Source organism: Humitalea sp. 24SJ18S-53 (assembly GCF_050632385.1).
In the GTDB taxonomy this organism is placed as follows: domain Bacteria; phylum Pseudomonadota; class Alphaproteobacteria; order Acetobacterales; family Acetobacteraceae; genus Humitalea.
The window spans coordinates 2,669,338-2,690,551 of sequence record NZ_CP192599.1 but is presented as its reverse complement, the minus strand read 5'-3'; the positions used below and the strand labels follow the sequence as shown (position 1 = coordinate 2,690,551).

The window sequence follows — 21,214 nt, the reverse complement described above, 5'->3', positions numbered from 1 at the left end:
GGCGGGCCAGCCGTCGTATTACGAGAGGCGATGCACGGCGACACCGGGATGTTCGGCCGCCAAGGCTGCAATATGCGCATGATGCGTGAACAGGATGGTCTGGGTGCTGCGTCCCAGTTGCGCCAGAAGTGAGATCGCGGCCGCGGCGCGGCGATCATCGAAATTCACCAACAGGTCGTCAGCGATGAAAGGCAGCGGTGTGCCTTGCGCCACATGCGCCTCGATTCCCGCGATGCGCAGTGCAAGATAAAACTGATCGCGGGTGCCCTCGCTCAGTGCCTCCATCGGGCATTCGGTCTGATCCTCGCGTACGGCGTGCAGTGTGACCTGCCCAGGGGCATCCTCATCCGCGCCGAGCCGGCGATAGCGCCCGCCTGTCAGCAGCGCGAAATGCGCTCCGGCGGCGCGTAGCAGCGGGCCTTGGCGGTCGCGCCGGAACCGCTCGATGCCGGCCCTGAGCAATTCCCGTGCGACGTGCAGCCTTGCGTAGTGTTCCGCGTGACCGCGTGCCGCCGCCAGGGCGTCGGCCGCTTCCTGCGCCTTGGAAGCCGCGTCGCGGCCGGCGAACATCGCGGCCAGTTGCTGCTCGGCCAAGGTGCGGGTGGCGCTCAGTGCCTCGCGCTTCTCGCCCAACCGGGTGATTTCGTCCCTGATATCGTCCAGCCTCGCCACCGCCGCATCCGTCTCGACGCCGGCATATTCGGCATCCAGTGCCGCCTCGTCACGCCCATCCGCTTGCCTCGCCAGGTCCACCGTCAGGCGGGCGATCCCGGCCAGCGCCGCCTCGCGCTGCTGGGCGCGGTCGATCGCCAGTGCAAGCCCCGCGTCATCCACCGCACCGGCAAGACCACATAGCTGCGCAAGCTCCTCGCCGGCCGTCGTGATGCGCCGCAACGCGTCCTCACCGGCGGCACGATGGGTGACGATCAGCTCGTCCAGTTCGGCGGTCGTCGCCGTGGCCTGGCGCGCGTCCGCCAGCCGGCGCGCCAGGCTGGCGGCGACGAGCGATGGCAAACCCCTTCCGTCTTCCTCCGTCAGGTTGACTTGCAGGCTTCGAACCTCAGCTTCGAAATCCGCGATGGCGCGCCTCATGTTGGTCACCCGCGCCTGATCGGACCGCCACGCCTCCGCCACCTCGGCGATCTGCCCCCAGGCGGCCAAAGCGAGATGGGCCTCCTCCACCATCAGTCGATCGGAAAGGTTCAGCGCGCGAAGCGCTTCCTCCCAGTCCGCCTGCCATGCTTCGAGCGCGGCAGCCGCTTGCCCTTCGGCGGCCGCCACCTCGGCCAGGGGGGCCAAGGCACGCATGACCGCCTTGTCCAGTTCGGCATAGGCGGCGGCCGCCGCCTCCTCGGCGGCGCAGGCAGTCTCGGCAAGGCGCAGTGCTGCGCCGACCGTCGACGCCTCCGCCACGGTGGGCACGAGGCTGGTCAGCGCCGCGATCGTACGGTGACGCCGGCCGAGCAGTTCGTCCTGGCCGCGCCGGATGTCGTCGGCGGCATCCGCGCGGGCCAGGACCCGCTCTCGTGCCCGGCACCATTCCTCCAGGACAGCGGCCGGATGCGCCGCGACGCCGCTTGGCGCCCATAGCGCGCGCCATGCTTCCTGTGCTGCAGCGTGGTTTCCTTCGGACTCGGCCTGGGCCTGGGTCAATAGCGGCTGACGAGCATGCAGGGAGGCCAGCCTGGCTTCGCAGGCGAGGTAGTCCGAAACCCTTTGCGCCTCCTCCGCCCGGCGATCCGCCAGGCGATCGGCTGCGTCGCGCAGGCCCTCGAAGGCCGCTGGCAGCGTCGCCGGCGACACGTCCACTTCGGCATCGGGCGGCGCGCCATCGAGAGTCTTGCGGATGTGTCGCCAAACCTCGTCGCGTCGCGAACGTGCCGCGGTGATGGCGGCCGGCGTCGGCATCGTCTCGCCAGCGGAGAGCCGGCTCAATTCAGCCTGCCGCTCCAGTGTCTCGGCCTCGTGTTGGCTCAACGCCTCGGCGGCCTTCGCGCGCAGATCGGCGGCCGCGTCGAGGCGGCTGGCCGCAAGCGTCGATTCCGCCGGCAATGGCAGCCGGCAGGCGCGCAGCGTCGCCAGATCGCCCTGCCAGAATGCCAGCGTGGCCAGGGCGGCGGCGGATGCAGCCTGGGCTTCGCGCAGTGCAATGGCTGCTTTTGCAATCTCGTCGTCCAGGCGGCCTTCGGCGCGCAACTCATTGACGGTCTGTCGTAGCAGACGCGGAGCGGGCGGCAGCGACGCCGCGGCAAGCGCAAGCTGGGCCTGGTCGTGCTTGCGCCTGGCGCCCGCCAAGGCATGGCGGGCGGCTTCGGCCCTTGTCGCCAACTCCGAATGCCTGGTGATCAAGCGCTGCACGCGCTGACGCTTGCCCGCCGCGGGCACAACCTCGACAGCCGCCTCCGGGCTCAGTCCGGGCGGCAGATCGGTCAGCGCCGCGACGACGCGGATCCGGTGACGGTCGGACTGCGCAAGAACCTCGGGCAGATCCTGAGCGGCCTGCTCCGCGATGGCGCGACGCCGATCGAGCGCATCGATGGCATCCTGCGCGGCGAGGATGGCCGCATCCGGCACAAGCGCATCCCGCTTCCCGGTCAGTTGCTCGACGGCATCGGCCTCACGTGCGTGATCAAGCCGGGATTGCCGCAGTTCGGCCAGGGCATGCGCCCTGCGCGCCGCCGCATCCGGTGGCAGCGCCGGTGCATCGGCCACCTTGGCCAGGTGATCCCGCTCAATCGCCAGCGCCGCACGGATCGGGGCGACCCGACGGTAGCGTTCCAGGCGATTGGCTTCGATGCCAAGCGTCCGAATGCGCGCCTGCACCTGCTCAAGCTCCGCGACGGCTTTGGTGCGCGCGTCCTCCTGCTCCTGCCAGGCGCGTGGCGGAACGGCCCGCTCTTCGGCGGCCTTGCGAGCCTCCTGGAACTGGTCGAGAGATTCTGAAAGGCGGCGCCGGCCACGGCCGTCACCGAACAGCGCCTTGGCCTGGTCATCGATGGTCTTCAGGACGCCATGCAGATTGAGCAGGCCACTGCCCGCCAGCAGGCTCCCGCCGGCATCACCGCCAATGGCCTGCAATTCCCGCGCGCCCTGGCGCAAGCGTGGCCCATCCAGGCCGAAGCCCCGCTCGAAAAAAATGCGATCGGCGCCACCGAGGAACGGACGCAATGCCTGTTCGGGCAGCGGCGCGCCATTGGCATCCAGCAAGGTGTCGCGATTGCCCTTGCGCCGGATGAAATCGGTTTCCTTCCCGTCCTCATCCGCCAGCGTGAAGCCGATCCGCAGTTGCGCAGCCGGGTGCAGGAAATCGAAGGGTGTGCGATGCGGAAAGCCGAAGAGCGCATCGCCGATCGCCGCCAGGGCCGTCGACTTGCCGGCCTCATTCGCGCCATGCACCACATGCAGCGCGGCGTCGGCCGGAAACGTAAGTTCTGCGTCGGTGAGGTGACCATAGCGCAGCAGGTTCAGCCGGCGAAGCCTCACGGCTTTTCGTCCGCCGCCAGGAGCTCCGCGACAACCTGCCAGGCATCTGTCGCAAGCTGGCGCAGCCCGTCCTCATCCCGGGGCAGGTCGAGGTCGGCCTGGGCGGCAACCGGCAGTTTGCGGCGCAGCGCCTCAAGCTCCGCCAGCAGCTTGGCGACCTGGCCCGGATCGTCGAGGCCGGAGGCGAAGGCAGCGTGCAGGGGCGCCAGCAGTTCCGGCTCCGGCTGCATGGCTGGCCGGGTCCTGACCTTCACGCTTTCGACCCAAAGTTCGCCGCCGGCATTCAGCGCCACGGCCCGGCATTCCGCCGCAAGCCGCTCCGTATCCTCGATCAGCGTGGCGTGCAGCGCGGTTGCGCCGGTGAAGGTCAGGCGCGCGAGCAACGGTCGGTCATCAGCCTCGATGAGCGCCTGGTGCACGGCTGCTTCGATACGCTCGGACAATTGCGGCAGGCCGGTTCCGGTCGCATCGACGCTCAACACGGCCCAGCGCAGGACGTCGACGCTGCGGTGCTCCACCGCAACCACCCTACGATCCTCGACGGTGACCAGCGTGCAGCCCTTGGGGCCGGTTTCCTTCGCATGGCGTCCTTGCAGATTGCCTGGAAAGACGATCCAGGGTTGTTCCGACAGGACCTGCCTGGCGTGGATATGGCCGAGCGCCCAGTAGTCGTAGTTCTTCAGCCGCAGCGCGCCGATCCGGCAAGGCGCATAGGTTTCGTGTTCGCCGGGGTCTTCGGCCGAGGTGTGGAGCAGGCCGATGTTGAGCAGACCAGGGCGCGGCGCAGGATAGGATTCCGACAGGTCTTCCGGCACGGCCCGGTTCGGGAAGGAGTGGCCGTGCAATGCCACCCCGATCCCCCGATCTTCGAAGGTTTGGCATGTGCGTGCTGAGAATTCGTGGACATTCGCGGGTTTGGGGAGGTTCCGCGTGATGATGGACTGCGCATCGTGGTTGCCGCGCAGCAGGAAGCAGGGCCGGCCCAGCCTGCGCATTTCGGCGGCGAAGAACAGCCCGGTGGAAAAATCCTTCCAGTCACCATCATAGAGATCGCCGGCAATCAGCAGGAAAGCGACGTCTTCGGCCAAGGCTAGATCGATCATGGCGCTGAAGGCGCGGCGGGTGCAGTGGCGCAGCACGGTCTCGGGCAAATCGGCTCGCGACTGAAGGCCCGTGAGCGGGCTATCGAGATGAATATCGGCAGCATGCAAAAACTTCATTGGAAGGAATATAGGACGGCAGGTGACAGGGTGTCACTTGCCGTTCCGGGTCCTCCACGTGTTCGCCATTCCGAATGTCGCGGACCGCCTCAGTTCCGCGTCGATGCCAGCCGTTTCGGCAGGCAGACGGCCGTGCCCATTCTTCGACGGCAAGCTGCGTAGCGCACTACACTCGTGGCCATGTCGAATCCCGTCCCCGCCATCGCTCGCCACACGCTACGCCGGGACGATGCCTTCCCGAGGCGCGCCGAGGCACTCGGCTTCGGCTTCCATTCCCCGGACGGTCGCGAATACTGGGCGCGCGACGCCTGCTATGCCCTGACGCCGGAGGTGATCGATGCCCTCGAAAGCGCCGCGAGCGAACTCAATGCCATGATCGCCGAAGCCGTGAGCCGCGTCGTGCGCCGTGGCGACTACACCGCCTTCGGTTTCACGGATCGCCTCGCCGCACTGGTGGAGGCCTCGTACCGTGCAGACGAGCCCTCCCTCTACGGCCGCTTCGATTTCCGCCTGGCACCCGACGGTGCGATCAAGCTGTTCGAATTCAATGCCGAGACGCCCGCGGCACTGTTCGAAGCCGCTGTGGTCCAGCTCGCCTGGTTCGAAGAAACGCCCCAGGGCCCTGCCACCCGGCCTGGCAGCGACCAGTGGAGCCGCATCGACGATGCGCTCGTCGCGCGCTGGCCGGCGCTCGGCTTGCCACGCCTCATCCACTTCGCCGCCGAGCATGAGCGGGAGGACGAGGTCGCGCAGGTCGCCTACCTCATGGCTACGGCCCGCGCGGCCGGGCACGAGGCCGCGTTTCTCCCCATCGAGGACATCTCCTGGCGGGAGTCGGCGGGCTTCGTAACGCCCGCAGGTGCACCACTGCGCGCCTGCTTCAAACTCTACCCCTGGGACTGGCTGGATGCCGAGGAGGGCGGGCGGTTGCTGCCGCTGGGCCGAACCCGCTGGGTCGAACCGGCGCGGCGGATGCTGCACGCCAACAAGGCGATCCTCGCGGAATTGTGGTCGATGTTCCCGAACCATCCGTTGCTGCTGCCCGCCTCGCTCGACCGCGCGGCAATCGCAGGTCCGGCGGTCGGCAAGCCGGCACTTGGCCTTGAAGGACACGGCATGCGCGTCGAGGGCGTGGCCGAGGATCCATCCACCGGGATCGCAGAAGGTTTGCCTTTGTCGCCCACGATCTGGCAACAATGGTCGCCACTTCCGGGGCACGCGACACCGCAAGGTGACGCCTTCCCGGTCATGGGCGTCTGGATCGTCGGCGATGAGCCTTGCGGGCTCGGCATTCGGGAGGGAGCGGAACTGGTGACGACGCTGGAAGACCGCTTTGTGCCGCATGTCGTGCTCTAGGCAGTAAGGCTGTTGCCCTATCCACCCTTCCAGCGCGTTCCGGTCAGCACGCCCGCCGCCGCCGAGGCGCGGCTGCGCGACCTCGGCATGCTGGCCCCCGGACCGGACGGCCGGCCCTGGTGGGTGACGGACGCGGCCTATGTGATCGACGCCGCGCTGGTCGAGCGCGTGTTCGAAGCCGCGACCGGCATTCAGAAACGCTGCTATGAGGCGGTGGAAGCCCTGGTTGCGAGCGGTGACTACACCTACTTCGGCATCCGCAATCCCGCCATGCAGACCGCCATCGCGCAGTCCTGGCGCGCCGCGGCGTCGCCCCTGCATGGTCGGATGGACTTTTCCTTCGCGCCCGACGGCACGCCCATGCTGCTCGACTACGAGGCGGATTCACCCTTCGGCCTGGCCGAGGCATCCTATGTGCAGTGGGAGTGGTTCGAGGCCTGGCAAGCCAAGTCGGGCGCTGACTCGGACAGCCAGGAAAACCTGATCTACGAAAAACTCTCGGCGCATCTTCCCCGCGCCGAACTACCGCCACGATTTGCCATCGCCTGTGGCGGCGAGACGCTGGCGAATGGCAACCCCGCCGATACCGGCGAACGTTTCGACGCCGAATATCTTGCCGAACTTGCCCGCGCCGCCGGCTTGCAACCCAGCATCTGCAGCATGGAGCAGGTCGGCTGGGACCTCGATGCACAGTGCTTCAGCGATGCGGCCGATGAGCCGCTTCAACTACTCGTGAAGATCTACCCCTGGGACTGGATGGAGGACGAGCCGAATGTCGATGTGCTGCCCCATTGCCGCACGCGCATCCTGCCCGGCGCCTGGACGCGGCTTGTGACCGACAAGACCATGATGGCGCTGCTCTGGCGCATGGACCCCGGCGCACCGAACCTGCTGCCGACCTTCCTCGAACCCCCCGTCGGGGGCACCGTCGTCGCCAAGCCGCGGCGGGGCTGGGATGGCGAGCATGTCTATCTCCCCGGCCAGACGCCCGGCGAGGTGCCGGAGGAAGAGATGGGGCCGCTGCTGTACCAGGCGCATTGCCCGCTGCCGGTGCTCCGCGCCGGCGGTGGGGAGGTGCATGCGAACCTCTCCGTCTGGATGGTCGGCGGGGAGCCCGCCGGCATTGCCTTCCGTGAATCGCTCGGCCCCGTCACGGGTCCCGCGGCACGCTTCGTTCCGCACATCCTGCGCGGCTGACTGGCGACAAGAAGGGACGCATCGTATGTCTGCTGCCGAGGTTCTGAGCGTTTTCCCCTCCACCTTCCTGAGCTTCATCGTCGCCTTCTCGCTCGGCGCGGTGTTCTGGGTGGCGGGCCTCGTCATCGTCTCGCTGATCACGCCGCATTCGGAACTGAAGCTGCTGCGCGCCGGCAACCTGCCCTGCGCGCTTGCCTTCGGCGGCAAGGCGCTTGGCATGGTGCTGCCGATCGCGGCGGTGGCGCGCACAGCGGCCGGGCCGCTCGACCAGATCATCTGGTGCGTCGTGGCGGTGGCGGTGCAGCTCGTGGTCCACCTGATCCTGACGACATTGCTGGAAGGTCGCCTGAAGGAGGAGATCGATACCGACAAGGTCGGCGGCGGCGCGGTATTCATCGCCTTCATGCAGGTCGGCGCCGGCATCCTCAACAATGCCGTCATGGCGGGCTGACCCCGGCCGATGACGTCGCCCAGCCGTCGCCGTTCACACACCGTCCGCGCAGCGGCGCTGGTGACCCTCGGCCTCGGCGTGGCGGCATGTGAGGAGACCCCGCCCAGCGACCTGCCAGGGGCCGCGGAAGCGCGGCTCGATGCCTGCCGTGCCGCGCATCGCCGGCTCGACGAGGATCCAGCCAACTGCGACCGCCTGGAGCAGGTCATCGCGCGCGAACAGGCCGAGACGCGCCCGCGCTTCGCCACCGTCGCCGCCTGCGAGACGTTGTTCGGCCGCAACGCCTGTGAGGGTGAGACGCTCGCCGCCACGGGGCCAAGCTGGCGCCCGGCCCTGGTCGGCTGGTCGCGTGTGCCGGGAGGGAGTGGCGTGGTGCAGCCGGTGGTGCGCGACCGCGACGGCCAGGCCTGGGCGCTGCCCGAACCCGCCGGCACGTCCGGCACCGGCGTCGCGATGCAGGCGCAACCTCGTACGGTCACGACGATCGACCACACGGCGACCGCGCAAGTACCGCTCAACCTCAGCCTCGCCTATTTCCGCCTCGCGCCCGTCTATCCGGATGCGGCGACCTGCGGCGCGGAATGGCAGTCCTGCGAACGTTCCGACCTGCCGCTGCCGACGCGCTTCACCACCGAGGCCTCCTGCCGCGCCACTTGGTCCCAGTGCATGGAGGTGGAGCTTCCCGCTGCCGCGCTGGCCGTGGTGGCGGCCAACCAGTCGACGAGCACAACCCCTCGCGGCTGGAGCAGCTACAATGCCTTCTGGTACCGCAGCTACGGCGGCGGCATCGGCCCGCGCTACCAGGGCTGGACCTGGACTGCGGACCGCCAGCCGACCGCCGCCTATCGTCCGGCCGTCGGCGCCGGTCCGCTGATCGCCTGGGACGGCGGCAGCCGTTCGCTCGGCCAGGCGAGCCGGATGGGTAGCTACAGCGGCAGCACCGCATCCGGGCCGGGTTCGGACATCTCACGCGCGGGGTTCGGCTCGACCGGCCGCGCCTATTCTTCGGGGGGCTGAGCGATGGCTGGCGCCAAGGCCGCCCGTCGCAAGGCAAGGGCGCAGGGGACGATGCGCAGCGGGGATCGGCCATCGGCGCAGCCGGAGACGCTGCTGACCAATACCCAGCGCCGCGTGGTCTTCGCGCTCGTCGGTGCCGGCTTCGCCTATCTGCTCCTGGGCCTGCTGTTGCCGCCCCATGGCGTCGTCTTCTGGCTGGCCTTCGTTTTCATTCCGCCGGCGCTGGGTGCAACCGCCGCGCTGTTCGGCGGCGACGGCGGTCGCCGTGTCGACACATGGCTGCTGGGCAGCGGTGCGCCGAAGCAGGCCTGGCAACCGCCCGCCGCCACGACGCTGCCCGAAGCGACGCGCCTCGCCCTGCAGGTCGCCGTGGTGCCGGTGCTGATTGGCGAACTGCTCCGCGCGACCGGGGCGACGCCGGCGCTGCTCGGCGAACACCTCCGCACGGCGTCGGCGATGCCGGCGCGCGAGAAAGCGGCCGCCGCCCGCCTGGCCCAGGCCGCGGTCGCGGCCTGGAATGGCGCAGCCGATGCCGCCGCGCGGGCTGCGCTCGCGCGGGATCTGCCGCAACTCGTCGCAGGGCTTGCCGCGGGTGGGCCGGCCGCCGTCCAGGCGGCGGAGGATGCGGCGAGGCGGTTCGCACGACCGGCGGGAGGCCTGCCATGAACCCCCTGATTGCCCGTGCCCGCCTGTACCTGCTTGCTGCGGCCGCGCTTGTCCTGATCGGCGGGATCATGTTCGCCGTCGCGCGCTGGGACAGCGCCGAAATCGACCGCGCCTTCGTCGAGGCTGCCGCACGCGCGGCGGCGATGCCCGAAACCCCGCCCTTGCCGCCACGCTATTGGGCGCCCACGGCCGGCGCGCGGCCCGGGACGGCCCTGACACTCCAGATCGAGGCAGCGGAGCGGCTGCGCACGGCGCCATCCGTGCCGGTGCAGCCCAAGGCGACGGGCGGCAAGCCGCCGTCGGCAGCACGATGATCCTGGCAACAGTTTTCCTGCTGGGCGCCGCGATCCTGCTTGTCCTGGCGCGACGCAATCTGCGCCGGGCGAGGGGGGGCGGGGATGAGGTGCGTGCGTCGGACACGCGGCTCGTGCTGAAGGCCGAGCCGGGCACGGAAACACCGAGCCTATGGCTCGAACGCGGTGGCGTCGTGATTTTTGGCCCCGTGGCCGCGGCCTGGGCGCCGCATCTGGATAACGCTCAGGCATTCGGCAATCCGGAAGCGCTGCCTGGGCGCGCGGGCGGGGCGGTCGTGGCGGGTCGCTATCACGTCGTCGCCATGGTCGACCTCTCCGCACATGACGCGATTGGTAGCGGGCAGACCGCGCTGGACGAGCGGCTGCGCAACACCCTCGGCAATTCGGCCATGGTGCTTGAGCCGGTGGATGGCGGCGCTCCGCCAATCCTGCTGCACGGGGTCTTCAGCCTGGGTGGCGGTAGCCCCGCCGGCATCGCGCTACAGGCGAGGCACTTCCTGGACATGACCGGGAGGCTTGGAAACCCCGAAGGGCTGACCGTGGAGGTGATACGCCGGCGGATCCAGCGCGCAGGGTGGGGCGGGGAGAGGGGCCGCCGGCGCTGAACCGGGGGGAGCCTCGCGCGCCGCCGCCCCCCGTGGCGGTGGAAACGTAGATCGGCAACCCCGGATCGTTGGGATCCGGTGGTGCTGGAACGCGGCGCGGCAGTGCAGGTCAGGTCAGGTCATGAGGGGCGGAATAAACGTCATGGCCAGGCGGTTGGTCCCGTCGTCAATGGCTGAAGGCCGCCGCGGCCAGGCGCGCAAGATTGTCGTGCCCCATGCGCGCGTAGGTCAGCGGATGCGCCAAGGCCGGGTCTTGCTCGGCCTCCACGACAAGCCAGCCGGCATAGCCCGCGGCGGCGATCGGCTTCAGCACAGCCGGGTAATCGACACAGCCGTCGCCCGGCACGGTGAAGGTGCCGGCAAGCACGCATGCAAGAAACGGTAGGTCGCGGCGCATGACATCACGCAGCACCGTATCGCGGATATCCTTGCAATGGACGTGCACGATACGGGCGGCATGGTCACCGGCCGCACGAACCGGATCTCCGCCGGCGAAGGTCAGGTGGCCGGTATCGAGCAACAGCCCGACCTCCGGCCCGGTTTCCGCCATCAGGCGGTCGATCTCGGCGCCGGATTGAATGACGGTTCCCATATGGTGGTGGTAGGCGAGCGTCAGGCCACGATCAGCGAGGCGCCGGCCCATTTCCGACAGGCGGGGCAGCAGGATGCGCCACGCATCCTCGGTCAGGATGGGACGGCGCGACAGCGGCATTGATCGGTCGCCGTGGATGCTGCCGGCAACGTCGCAATGCACCATGACCTTGCAGCCCAGCGCCGTCAGCAAGGCGATATGCGGCTCCGCCGCCGCCATCTCGGCATCGACATCGCGTTGCAGGAGGTTGGAGCCATACCAGCCGGAGGCCAGCGCAAGCCCATGCGCTTCCAGGATCGGCCGCAGCAACGCCGCGCTGCGGGGAAACTTGTTCCCCAGTTCGACGCCATCGAAACCCGCCAGCTTCGCCTCCGCCAGGCAGGTCTCCAGCGGCGTGTCCGCGCCGAGCTCGGGCATGTCGTCGTTGGTCCAGGTCAGTGGATTGATCGCAAGTCTCATGACGCTGCCTTGGGTACATCCCACCAGGCACCGCCCTCGGCGGTGGCAAAGGCAGGGTCGGTGTCGATGACGAGGACGCTGGTGCGGATGTCGGCGAGCGCCTGGGGCAGGGCAGCCTCCAGCCCGGCCAGGCTGTCCACCTTCGTCGCAATCGCGCCCAGCGATCGGGCATGGGCCGCGAAATCCACGCGTGGCGCGGTCTCCGGCAACAGGTTGTTGAACGGCGCGCCACCGATGCCGCTTTGCAGCCGCGCGATGCAGCCAAAACCGCGATTGTCCAGCACGATGATGGTGAGCTTGGCGTCGAGCGCAACCGAGGTGGCGATCTCGCTGTTCATCATCAGGTAGCTGCCGTCGCCCACCAGCACGACAACCTCCCGCCCCGGCATGGCGAGCTTGGCGCCGAGTCCACCGGCGATCTCATACCCCATGCAGGAGTAGCCGTATTCGACGTGGTAGGACGTGGCGTCGGTCGCCCGCCAAAGCTTGTGCAATTCCCCCGGCAGCCCGCCAGCGGCGCAGACGACGATCCCTCCCGGCGGCATGGCGCGATTGACCATGCCGAGCACCTCGGCATCCGAGGGGAGGGGGGCGTTGCGCGGCGTCGTCACGCGATCGACGGTGCGGTGCCAGCGCGCCGTCGCGTTGCCGGCCTTCGCCAGCCAGGCCTGCGGTGCGGCCCAGCCGGCAAGCGCCGCGGTCAGTGCCACGAGGCCGCGCTTCGCGTCGGCGACCAAGGACCGCGCGCCCAGTTTTTGGGCGTCGAAAGCGTTCACGTTCAATCCCAGCAGGCGCGCCTTCGGAAACAGCGTCTGGCTGGCGGTGGTGAAATCCTGCAGCCTGGTTCCGACGGCCAGGATGACATCGGCGGTGCGGGCAAGGGTATTGGCGGCCTCGCTGCCGGTGACGCCAATGGCGCCGGCATTGCGCGGGTGGTCCCAGGGCAGCGATCCCTTGCCGGCCTGGGTCTCCGCGACGGGGATGCCGTGGCGGCTGACGAAATCATTAAGTGTGGATTCCCCCAGCGCATATTTCACGCCGCCCCCGGCAATGATCAGCGGGCGTTTCGCTGCGGCCAGTATCGCTGCGGCCTCGCGCAATTCCTCTGCGTCGGGTTCAGGGGCGCGAATGCGATGGATGCGCCGATCGAAGAACTGGCTCGGCCAGTCGGCGCTCTCCGGCTGCACATCCTGCGGAAAGGCGATCACGGCAGGGCCGCAGTCCGCGGGATCGGTCAGGACACGCATCGCCGCCGGCAGCGCCGTCAGCAATTGTTCCGGACGCAGGATGCGGTCGAAATAGCGCGCCACCGGTCGGAAGCAGTCATTCGCCGTGATATTCGGATCGCCGAAGTGCTCAACCTGTTGCAGCACCGGGTCCGCCCGGCGTGAGGCGAAGACATCGCCGGGCACCAACAGCACCGGCAGGCGGTTGACATGCGCCAGGGCGGCCGCGGTGACCATGTTGGTGGCACCCGGCCCGATCGAGGTGGTGCAGGCCATCATGCGACGGCGCGCATGCGTCTTTGCAAACGCGATGGCGGCATGCGCCATCGCCTGTTCGTTATGCGCGCGAAAGGTCGGCAGGGCCGGTCCCATCGCCTGCAAGGCCGGGCCCAACCCGGCGACGTTGCCGTGGCCGAAGATCGCCCAGACACCGCCGAAGATCGGCACGGGCCGACCGTCGATCTCAATCCACTGCGCGGCAAGGAAACGCAGCATGGCCTCGGCGGCGGTGAGGCGTTGGATCCCCATTCTTTCGACGTCCGTGTTGCGCTGTGCCTTTGGCGCGATCAATGTTACGTCTTGATGACAGTTGTGACAAGGCGAGACCATGTTGCAGTTCGCACTCTTCGGCGCCGGCCGCATCGGCGCCATCCACGCAGCGAACCTGGCCGCCAGCGGTCGCGCAACGCTGCGGCACGTGGTGGATGTGCATGCCCCGTCGGCCGCGGCACTGGCGGTGCGCTTCAGTGCCTCGGTCAGCGATGTGTCCGTCGCGCTGGCCGATCCCGCGGTGCAGGCTGTGCTTATCGCGAGTTCGACCGACACGCATGCGGGGCTGGCGGTCGCGGCGGCGCGCGCCGGCAAGGCGATCTTCTGCGAAAAACCCATCGACCTGTCGCTGTCCCGCGTCAGCGAATGCCTGGCCGCGGTCGCCGAGGCGGGCGTGCCGATGATGGTGGGCTTCAACCGCCGCTTCGATCCGGATTTCGTCGTGCTGCATCGCCGCGTCGGCGAAGGTGCCATCGGCGCGGTGGAGCAGGTTGTGATCACCAGCCGCGACCCCGGGCCGCCGCCGGTGGACTACATCAAGGTCTCGGGCGGGCTGTTCCGTGACATGACGATCCATGATTTCGACATGGCACGCTGGATGCTTGGCGAGGAACCGGTCGAGGTCTTCGCCATGGGCGCGAACCTGGTCGATCCCGTCATTGGTGCCGCCGGCGACATCGACAGCGCCATGGTGCTTCTGAAGACCGCCTCCGGACGCATGGCGACGATCAACAACAGCCGGCGTGCGTCCTATGGCTACGACCAGCGCGTGGAAGTGCATGGCAGCGGCGGCAGGCTGATCGCCGGCAACCGCATCGCCAGCACGGTCGAGCAGGCCGATGCGACCGGCGTGGTGACGGAGAAGCCGCTGCACTTCTTCCTGGAACGCTACGCCGCTGCCTATCGCATCGAACTCGCGGCCTTCATCGATGCCGTCGAAGCGGGCGCACCGATGCCCGTGGGTGCCGAGGATGGGCAACGCGCGCTGATCCTGGCCGATGCCGCCGAGCGATCGATGCGCGAGGGCAGGGCGGTGCGCCTCCCATGACCCGGTCCCTGACAGGGCGCCGCATCCTGGTGACCGGCGGCACGCAGGGCATCGGTGAGGGCATCGCGCGCCATGCCGCCGCCTGCGGCGCATCCGTCTGCATCACCGGGCGCGATCCCGCCCGGGCCGCCGCCGTCGCCAGCGCGATCGGCGGACACTTCGTCATCGCCGACCTGACGGATGCGGAGGCGACCGCCGGCATCGTGGCGCAGGCGGAAGGCGCCATCGGCCTTATCGACGGGCTGGTGAACGCCGCCGGCCTGACCGATCGCGGCACGATCCTCGATACATCCTTGGCACTTTGGGACCGGTTGTTCGCGGTCAACGCGCGTGCACCCTTCCTGCTGATCCAGGCCGTGGCGCGTCGCCTGGTTGCGTCGCAGCGGCCGGGGTCCATCGTCAATATCATCACCATGTCGAGCCACGGCGGCCAGCCCTTCCTGACCGGCTATGCGGCGTCGAAGGGCGCCCTGGCGACGCTGACGAAGAATACCGCCTTCGGCCTGCGCGGGCACCGCATCCGGGTCAATGGGATCAATCTCGGCTGGGCGGATACGCCAGGCGAACACGCCATCCAGGCCCGCGACGGCAAACCGCCGGACTGGCTGCAGGCCGCGGAACCGGCACAACCCTTCGGGCGCCTGATCCGCCCCGCCGATGTCGCGGTGCTGGCCAACTACCTGCTATCCGACGCCGCGGAGATGATGACCGGCTCGCTCATCGACTTCGACCAGAACGTGATGGGGGCCTACGCATGATCTTTCGGCAGCGATGCGACATCGCCGCGGGCATCGCGCGGGACGCCGCGAGCCTGGCCCATGCCCTCCGCCAGGACGGCCGCGGCGTTGCCAGTTTCAAGGGCGCGCAGGACTTCCTCACCGATGCGGATGGGCTGACCGAGCACTTCATCCGCGACCAACTGGCCAAGCACTTCCCCGGAGAGGCGGTGATCGGGGAGGAGATGGGCGGCATCGCCATGGACGACGATCCGGTCTGGATCCTCGATCCCATCGACGGAACCTCGAACTTCTCCCGCGACGGGGATCGCTGGTGCGTCTCCATCGGCATGGCGCAGCACGGCCGCGCCGTGCTCGGCGCCATCGCCCGCCATTCGCCCGCCGAGGTTTTTGCCGGTGCAGAGGGCTGCGGGGCCACCATGAACGGGGCGCCGATCCGCGCCGCCCCGACGACCGAAGTGACCCGCGCCATCATCGAAATCGGCTGGTCGCTGCGCGTTCCGATCGCGGAGTTCCACCGGATGGCGGAACAATGCATGGCGTTGGGGGCGGGGTTGCGCGTTGGCGGGTCGGGTGCGCTGGGCCTTGTGGAATGCGCGATCGGCCGGCTCGACGGCTACCTGGAACGCCACATCAACGCCTGGGACGCCTGCGCCGCCATTGCCATCGCGCGCGAGGCGGGGTGCTGGACGAATGGCTTCGACAGCGGAAACTGGTTGGCGCGGGGCAATCCGGTCGGTGTCGGCGCCCCCGCCCTGGGCGGCATGCTGGCGGCGTTACTGAATGCTTGAGACGCACGCCGCATAGGCCTTAACTGATGTGGCACAACGCTGGACCGCGCCCCAAGACGCTGGCCAGAGGAGGATCACGCCATGACGATCACTCGCCATTTCGTCCTCGCCGGCGCGCTGGCGCTGGTGCTTCTGCCGGCGGCCGGGCGGGCCCAGGGCAGCCTGACGGTCTATTGCTCGGTGCAGGAGGAATGGTGCCGCCCGATGGCCCAAACCTTCGAACGCACCACCGGCATAAGGGTCGCCATGACCCGAAAAAGCAGTGGCGAGACCATGACGCAGATCCGCGCCGAGGCGACCAACCCGCGCGGGGATGTCTGGTGGGGCGGGACCGGCGATCCGCATATGCAGGCGGCGGAGGAGAACCTCACCCTGGAATACCGCTCCCCCCGCATGACGGAGCTGCACGACTGGGCGACGCGGCAGGCGGAACAGGCGCGGTTCCGGACCATCGGCATCTACGCCGGCGCGCTCGGCTATTCCTACAACGCCCCGGAACTGGCACGCCGCCGTATCGCCGCGCCGCGCTGTTGGGCGGACCTGGTGCGGCCGGACTTCCGCGGCGAGATCCAGGTCGCGGACCCGAATACCAGCGGCACCGCCTATACCTTGCTGGCGACCCTGCTGCAGGTGATGGGTGAGGAGCCGGCATTCACCTATCTCCGCGCGCTGCACCGCAATGTGAACCAATACACCCGCAGCGGCGCCGCCCCCGCGCGCGCGGCGGCGACCGGTGAGACGCTGGTCGGCATCACCTTCCTGCACGACGCGGTGACCCAGAAGGTCGCCGGCGCGCCGCTCGAGATCGTGGCACCCTGCGAGGGCACCGGCTACGAGATCGGCTCGATGTCGATCATCCGTGGCGCCCGCAACCTGGACAATGCACGGCGCTTCTACGACTGGGCCCTCTCGCCCGAAGCGCAGGCGCTGGGTGGCCAGGCGCAGTCCTTCCAACTGCCATCGAATCGCGCCGCGCCGATCCCACCGCAGGCACCGCGTTTCGAGGACATCCGCCTGATCGACTACGACTTCGCGCGCTGGGGTTCGGCCGAGGAGCGCACGCGAGTGCTCACCCGCTGGGAACGCGAGGTCCGCGCATCCGGCCGATGAGCATCCCCTCCCTGCACCGGCGGAGAGGGCAGCGTGACCGGGTTGGAGGGTGAGCGCCCTTCTGCTCGCGCGCGCGGCGCTGGTCCTTGCCGCGCTGGGTGTCCTCCTCGTCCCCTGGCACGGGCTTGAAGGCGGCTGGGCTGCCTGGCCTGGCGGCGAAGCGGCGCCCCTTGTCCGCCTGCTGCTAGATGGCACGCGCTGGTGGCTGGGGCCGGTGCCGATCCTGCTTGTCCTGGCCGGCGTTCCCGTCCTGCGTGGCCGGGCGCCCGGCGGATTGCTGGCCTGCTGTGGCGGCGCAATTGTCGTCTGGGTGTTCGTGATGGGCCAGGCAATCGGGCTGAACGGGCTGGAATGGCCCAGCCTCGGGCCATGGCTGGGTGTGCCGCCGCCGCAGCCGGCGCTCGGCTGGGGGGCGTTGCTGGTGTTGGCGGGTGGTGTGGCCCTGGTTTCGGCGGGCCTTGCGGCACGCGGCGGCTTCGGGGCGGATGCTTTCGTCGCCTTCCTGGTCTGCGGCAGCGCCTTCCTGCTGGCGTTGTTCGTCTTCGCCCCGCTCGCCACCATGCTCGCGGCCGCATTCTACCAGGATGGCCACTTTGCGCCGGCCGCCTTCGTCGCAAGGCTGGCAGCGCCCGAGGCCTGGTCGCTCACCTGCCTTGCCAGCGGCCAGGGTTGCGGCGTGGTCTGGAACACGTTGCTGCTGGCCTCGCTCACGGGGGTGATCTCGACCTTGCTGGGGCTTGGCTTCGCGCTGCTGGCGGTGCGTGGGGCGGTGCCTGCGTCGGGCCTGTTTCGTGCCATGACGATCTTGCCGCTGATCACGCCGCCCTTCGTCGTGTCGCTCGCGCTGATCGTATTGTTTGGCCGCACTGGCCTGGTGACCGGCTGGATGTGGGCTTGGTTTGAGATCCCACGCAGCCGATGGATCTACGGCCTGCCTGGCGTGCTACTGGCGCAGATCCTGGCCCAGGCGCCCATCGCCTTCATCCTGCTGGACGGCGCCCTGCGCGCCATCTCCCCGAGCCTGGAGGAAGCCGCGGCCACCATGGGCGCGCGCCGCATGCGGGTGTTCCGCAATGTCACCTGGCCCCTGCTGAAGCCCGCGCTGGCGGCGGCCTTCCTGCTCGGATTCGTCGAAAGCCTGGCCGATTTCGGCAATCCGCTGGTGCTCGGCGGCGATTTCGACGTGCTGTCCACGCGCATCTTCTTCGCGATTGCTGGTGCGAGGCATGACCCTGGCCGCGCGGCGGCCTTGGCGCTGCTGCTGCTCGGCCTCACCTTCGGCGCTTTCGCCCTGCAGGCGTTGTGGCTGGGCAAGCGGCGCTACACCACCGTCACCGGCAAGGGCGATGGGGGCGTGCCCTCCGCGCTGCCGCGCGGATTGAAACTCGCCTGCTCGGTTGTCGTATGGCCGTGGATGGCTTTCACCGCCGCGGTCTACGGCATCATTCTCGTCGGCGGCTTCGTGCGCGACATCGGCCGCGGCGACATGTCCTTCACCTGGCGGCACTTCGGCACGGCCTTCGAGGTTGAGTGGCTGCCGCTGCCCGCCTTCCGCGGCAGCGCCTGGGATAGCCTGTTTACCACGGTCGAGGTCGCGGCGCTGGCCGCACCGCTCACCGCCGGCCTCGGCGTGCTGCTCGCCTGGCTGATCGCGCGGCAACGGTTCCGCGGCCGCGGGGTGCTGGAGTTCATGACCATGCTGTCCTTCGCCATTCCCGGCACGGTGGTCGGCGTGTCCTACATCATGGCCTTCAACGTCCCCCCGGTGGAACTGACCGGCACCTTGCTGATCCTCATCATCTGTTTCGTCTTCCGTAACCTGCCGGTCGGCGTGCGCGGCGGGTTGGCGGCGCTGGCGCAGATCGACAAATCGCTCGACGAGGCCTCGGCCACCATGGGTGGCAGCGCGGTTTCCACCTTGCGGCGCGTGGTGCTGCCGCTGATGCGGCCGGCCATCGTCGCCTCGCTGGCGTTCTCCTTCGTGCATGCGATGACGGCCGTCTCCGCCGTGATCTTCCTGGTCTCGGCGCAGCACAACCTGGCTACGGTGTATATCGTTGGCCGGGTTGAGGCTGGCGAGATGGCGCTGGCCATCGCCTATTCCACGGTGCTGATCGTCATCATGCTGGCCGTGGTGCTGGGGATCGAGCGGTTGGTCGGCCGCGCGCAGATCGGCCGCCGCACGGTCGCACCCGTCATGCCGGCCGGAGCCTGACCCATATGACCGACGCATCCATCCTGTTTGAGGATGTAACAAAAACCTTTGGTCCTGTGCGGGCGGTGGACGCCGTGTCCTTCGCCCTGCCGCACGGTGCCCTCGTCACGCTGCTGGGTCCGTCCGGCTGCGGCAAGACCACGACCTTGCGGCTGATCGCCGGGCTTGAACTGCCAACCGGCGGGCGCATCGAGATCGAGGGGCGTGACGTCACCGCCTTGGCCGCCGCCGAACGCCGCATCGCGATGGTGTTCCAATCCTACGCGCTCTTCCCCCATATGAATGTGCTGGAGAACGTGTCCTACGGCCTACTCGTGAACGGCGCGCGCAAAGCCTCGGCCGAAGCGGAATCGAGTGCCATGCTGAAGACGCTGGGCCTGGATGGTCTTGGCGACAGGCTGCCCTCGGAACTGTCGGGCGGCCAGCAGCAGCGCGTCGCGGTGGCACGTGCGCTGGTGCTGCGCCCAAAAGTGCTGCTGTTCGACGAGCCGCTGTCCAACCTCGATGCCCGGTTGCGGCGCCGCGTGCGGGAAGACATTCGTGACCTGCAGCGTAAACTCGGCCTGTCCGTGATCTATGTGACGCATGATCAGCAGGAAGCGCTCGCGGTTTCCGATCTGGTCTGTGTCATGCGCGCGGGCAGGATCGCGCAGATGGGTACGCCGACCGAACTGTATGACGACCCGGCGGACGCCTTCATCGCCGACTTCATGGGGGAGGCGAATGTGCTGCAGGGGGAGGTCCTGGGCCCGGGTCGCATCGCGCTGGGTGGCGTTACGCTCACGACCTTGATGCGCGATCATCCGGCCGGACCCGCGCAACTGGCGGTGCGGCCGGAATCGATCCTGCCGCTGCCGCCGGGCAACGCCGGCCTGCCGGGCCGGATCCTGCGCGCGGCCTTCCTCGGCCACACCCGGGAATACGAAGTGGCCACGCCTGCCGGCGAGTTGTTCATGGTCACGCCAGCCGCGGCGCCGGCGTTCGCGGCGGGGGATACGGTGTCCTGCGTGCTGGAACGTGTCATCCCGCTGCGGGATTGAGCGGTCGCCGCGGCAAGTCGCGGCCTGCCGCCTGGACGGCACTTGGGGAACAGCGGGGCCGGAACCCCGTGGCTCACGCCAGATGGACCATTGGACCTGAACCTTGGCCAACAGAAAATGGCCTAGCGTTTTGGTACATGCCGGGTCAGGTAGTCGGTCAGTGCCATCGCCGGTCTCGATATCTCCCGCCCCGTACACCAGACAAGGTTAATCGGGACAAGCACCGGGGGCGCGTCGAGGTTCAGCGCCACCAGATGGCCGTCCCTCACATCCGGCCCGGCTGAACTCTGCGGGGTCCAGAGCAGGCCGACGCCGGCCTGCACCAGCGCGCGGCGCATGTTGTACTCCGTCGCGCGCGCCACGACCTTCATCCGCGCGATCCCGATTTCCGCAGCGCCCCGCGCCATCTCCCGCGTCAGCAGGGCGGTGCGCGGGCCGCAGACGAAGTCGTGGGCCTCCAGTTCGCTCGGCGGAATATGCTGCCGTCCCGCGAGGGGATGGCCCGGCGCGGCCACGAGGATATAGGGCTCCGTCCCAAGGCGACGGCAATGCAGGCGTTCCAGATCGGGCGTGCCCAGCATGCAGCCGATATCCGCCGTGCCGTTGCGAATGCGCTCCGGGACGGTCTCGGACGCGCCGCTGCGGATGACCAGTTCGATCCCGCCTGAGTCGCGCACGAAGCCGGCCAATACCCGGGGCAGGACGAAGTTCGTGATATGCGGCTGGCAGGCGAGGACGACCCGCCGCGCGGCGTCGTGGCGGTGCTGCCGGGCCCCAGCCGCGACGGCCTGGGCTTGATGCAGTAGGATCTTGGCCTGCTCGAGAAACATCGTTCCCGTCTCGGTCAACCGTGGTGGGCGACCGCTGTGCCGTTCCAGCAGCGGTTCGCCGCCCAACTCCCGCTCCAGCGCCTGCACATGCGCGCTGACGGAGGGCTGCGAAATGCCGAGGCGGTCAGCCGCGGCCGAAAAGCCACCGGCTTCCGCCACGGCCACGAAGACTTCGATCCGGCGCATGGAGGCATGCAGCATGAGGGCGAGGCTATAGCCCCTGGGCTATGGCCGCCAGAGGCACCTGTCCCGTTGCTGTCATGAATCCGCAAGCCCAGTGTCCTGCGAAGACAGACGCCCCAAGGAGA

Annotated in this window: 18 protein-coding genes; 13 read left to right on the top strand and 5 right to left on the bottom strand. The window is 68.9% G+C overall.

Annotated features, from left to right (window positions below; all coding sequences use genetic code 11):
• Positions 1–18 precede the first annotated feature (18 nt).
• Both ACQW02_RS12930 and ACQW02_RS12925 read right to left on the bottom strand, forming a co-directional pair.
• Entirely contained in the window at positions 19–3,483 is a 3,465-nt protein-coding gene (locus ACQW02_RS12930) for an AAA family ATPase (protein WP_431285648.1), read from the bottom strand.
• Positions 3,480–4,703 carry a metallophosphoesterase family protein gene (locus tag ACQW02_RS12925; RefSeq protein WP_431285647.1) on the bottom strand — a complete coding sequence of 408 codons (1,224 nt, stop codon included), beginning with the start codon at positions 4,701–4,703 and terminating at the stop codon, positions 3,480–3,482. Before ACQW02_RS12925 ends, ACQW02_RS12930 begins: the two co-directional genes overlap by 4 nt.
• A 180-nt stretch (positions 4,704–4,883) precedes the next feature.
• Between ACQW02_RS12925 and ACQW02_RS12920 the strand changes: the two genes are divergently transcribed.
• From ACQW02_RS12920 to ACQW02_RS12890, 7 genes are read left to right on the top strand one after another with little or no spacing between them, the layout of a single operon-like run.
• The gene (locus ACQW02_RS12920; RefSeq protein WP_431285646.1) at positions 4,884–6,059 is read left to right on the top strand and encodes a glutathionylspermidine synthase family protein; all 1,176 of its coding nucleotides are present in this window, start codon (positions 4,884–4,886) and stop codon (positions 6,057–6,059) included.
• A gap of 12 nt (positions 6,060–6,071) precedes the next feature.
• Positions 6,072–7,256, top strand: coding sequence for a glutathionylspermidine synthase family protein (locus tag ACQW02_RS12915; protein WP_431285645.1), 1,185 nt, complete (start codon positions 6,072–6,074; stop codon positions 7,254–7,256).
• A gap of 25 nt (positions 7,257–7,281) precedes the next feature.
• A complete protein-coding gene (locus ACQW02_RS12910) occupies positions 7,282–7,707 on the top strand; it encodes a DUF350 domain-containing protein (RefSeq protein WP_431285644.1) in 426 nt (141 codons plus the stop codon).
• A 9-nt stretch (positions 7,708–7,716) separates the two neighbouring features.
• Positions 7,717–8,724, top strand: a complete 1,008-nt coding sequence (locus tag ACQW02_RS12905; protein ID WP_431285643.1) for a DUF1190 domain-containing protein — start codon at positions 7,717–7,719, stop codon at positions 8,722–8,724.
• 51 nt (positions 8,725–8,775) lie between these two features.
• A complete protein-coding gene (locus tag ACQW02_RS12900; protein WP_431285642.1) occupies positions 8,776–9,390 on the top strand; it encodes a hypothetical protein in 615 nt (204 codons plus the stop codon).
• Complete coding sequence (locus tag ACQW02_RS12895) at positions 9,387–9,704, top strand: hypothetical protein (RefSeq protein ID WP_431285641.1); 318 nt, start codon at positions 9,387–9,389, stop codon at positions 9,702–9,704. Before ACQW02_RS12900 ends, ACQW02_RS12895 begins: the two co-directional genes overlap by 4 nt.
• Positions 9,701–10,309: a hypothetical protein gene (locus tag ACQW02_RS12890; RefSeq protein ID WP_431285640.1), complete on the top strand. Its 609-nt coding sequence runs from the start codon at positions 9,701–9,703 to the stop codon at positions 10,307–10,309. The genes ACQW02_RS12895 and ACQW02_RS12890 overlap by 4 nt, the downstream gene beginning before the upstream one ends.
• A 166-nt stretch (positions 10,310–10,475) precedes the next feature.
• Here ACQW02_RS12890 and iolE read toward each other — a convergent pair whose 3' ends face one another.
• Both iolE and iolD read right to left on the bottom strand, forming a co-directional pair.
• A complete protein-coding gene (iolE, locus tag ACQW02_RS12885; RefSeq protein WP_431285639.1) occupies positions 10,476–11,360 on the bottom strand; it encodes a myo-inosose-2 dehydratase in 885 nt (294 codons plus the stop codon).
• Positions 11,357–13,114, bottom strand: coding sequence for a 3D-(3,5/4)-trihydroxycyclohexane-1,2-dione acylhydrolase (decyclizing) (gene iolD, locus ACQW02_RS12880; RefSeq protein ID WP_431285638.1), 1,758 nt, complete (start codon positions 13,112–13,114; stop codon positions 11,357–11,359). Before iolD ends, iolE begins: the two co-directional genes overlap by 4 nt.
• A 79-nt stretch (positions 13,115–13,193) precedes the next feature.
• On the opposite strand from iolD, the gene iolG reads away from it, so the two are divergent.
• The 6 genes from iolG to ACQW02_RS12850 all read left to right on the top strand — a co-directional run bounded on the left by iolG (position 13,194) and on the right by ACQW02_RS12850 (position 20,076).
• Positions 13,194–14,183 carry an inositol 2-dehydrogenase gene (iolG, locus tag ACQW02_RS12875; protein ID WP_431285637.1) on the top strand — a complete coding sequence of 330 codons (990 nt, stop codon included), beginning with the start codon at positions 13,194–13,196 and terminating at the stop codon, positions 14,181–14,183.
• Positions 14,180–14,941 (top strand): SDR family oxidoreductase, encoded by a 762-nt coding sequence (locus tag ACQW02_RS12870; protein ID WP_431285636.1) that lies wholly within the window; start codon positions 14,180–14,182, stop codon positions 14,939–14,941. The genes iolG and ACQW02_RS12870 overlap by 4 nt, the downstream gene beginning before the upstream one ends.
• Positions 14,938–15,711 (top strand): inositol monophosphatase family protein, encoded by a 774-nt coding sequence (locus ACQW02_RS12865; protein ID WP_431285635.1) that lies wholly within the window; start codon positions 14,938–14,940, stop codon positions 15,709–15,711. Before ACQW02_RS12870 ends, ACQW02_RS12865 begins: the two co-directional genes overlap by 4 nt.
• Before the next feature lie 81 nt (positions 15,712–15,792).
• Positions 15,793–16,821: an ABC transporter substrate-binding protein gene (locus ACQW02_RS12860; RefSeq protein ID WP_431285634.1), complete on the top strand. Its 1,029-nt coding sequence runs from the start codon at positions 15,793–15,795 to the stop codon at positions 16,819–16,821.
• Between the two features lie 49 nt (positions 16,822–16,870).
• Positions 16,871–19,036 carry an ABC transporter permease gene (locus ACQW02_RS12855; protein WP_431285633.1) on the top strand — a complete coding sequence of 722 codons (2,166 nt, stop codon included), beginning with the start codon at positions 16,871–16,873 and terminating at the stop codon, positions 19,034–19,036.
• A 5-nt stretch (positions 19,037–19,041) separates the two neighbouring features.
• A complete protein-coding gene (locus ACQW02_RS12850; protein WP_431285632.1) occupies positions 19,042–20,076 on the top strand; it encodes an ABC transporter ATP-binding protein in 1,035 nt (344 codons plus the stop codon).
• A gap of 122 nt (positions 20,077–20,198) precedes the next feature.
• Here ACQW02_RS12850 and ACQW02_RS12845 read toward each other — a convergent pair whose 3' ends face one another.
• On the bottom strand, positions 20,199–21,092 hold the full coding sequence (locus ACQW02_RS12845) for a LysR family transcriptional regulator (protein ID WP_431285631.1): 894 nt from the start codon (positions 21,090–21,092) through the stop codon (positions 20,199–20,201).
• Positions 21,093–21,214 lie beyond the last annotated feature (122 nt).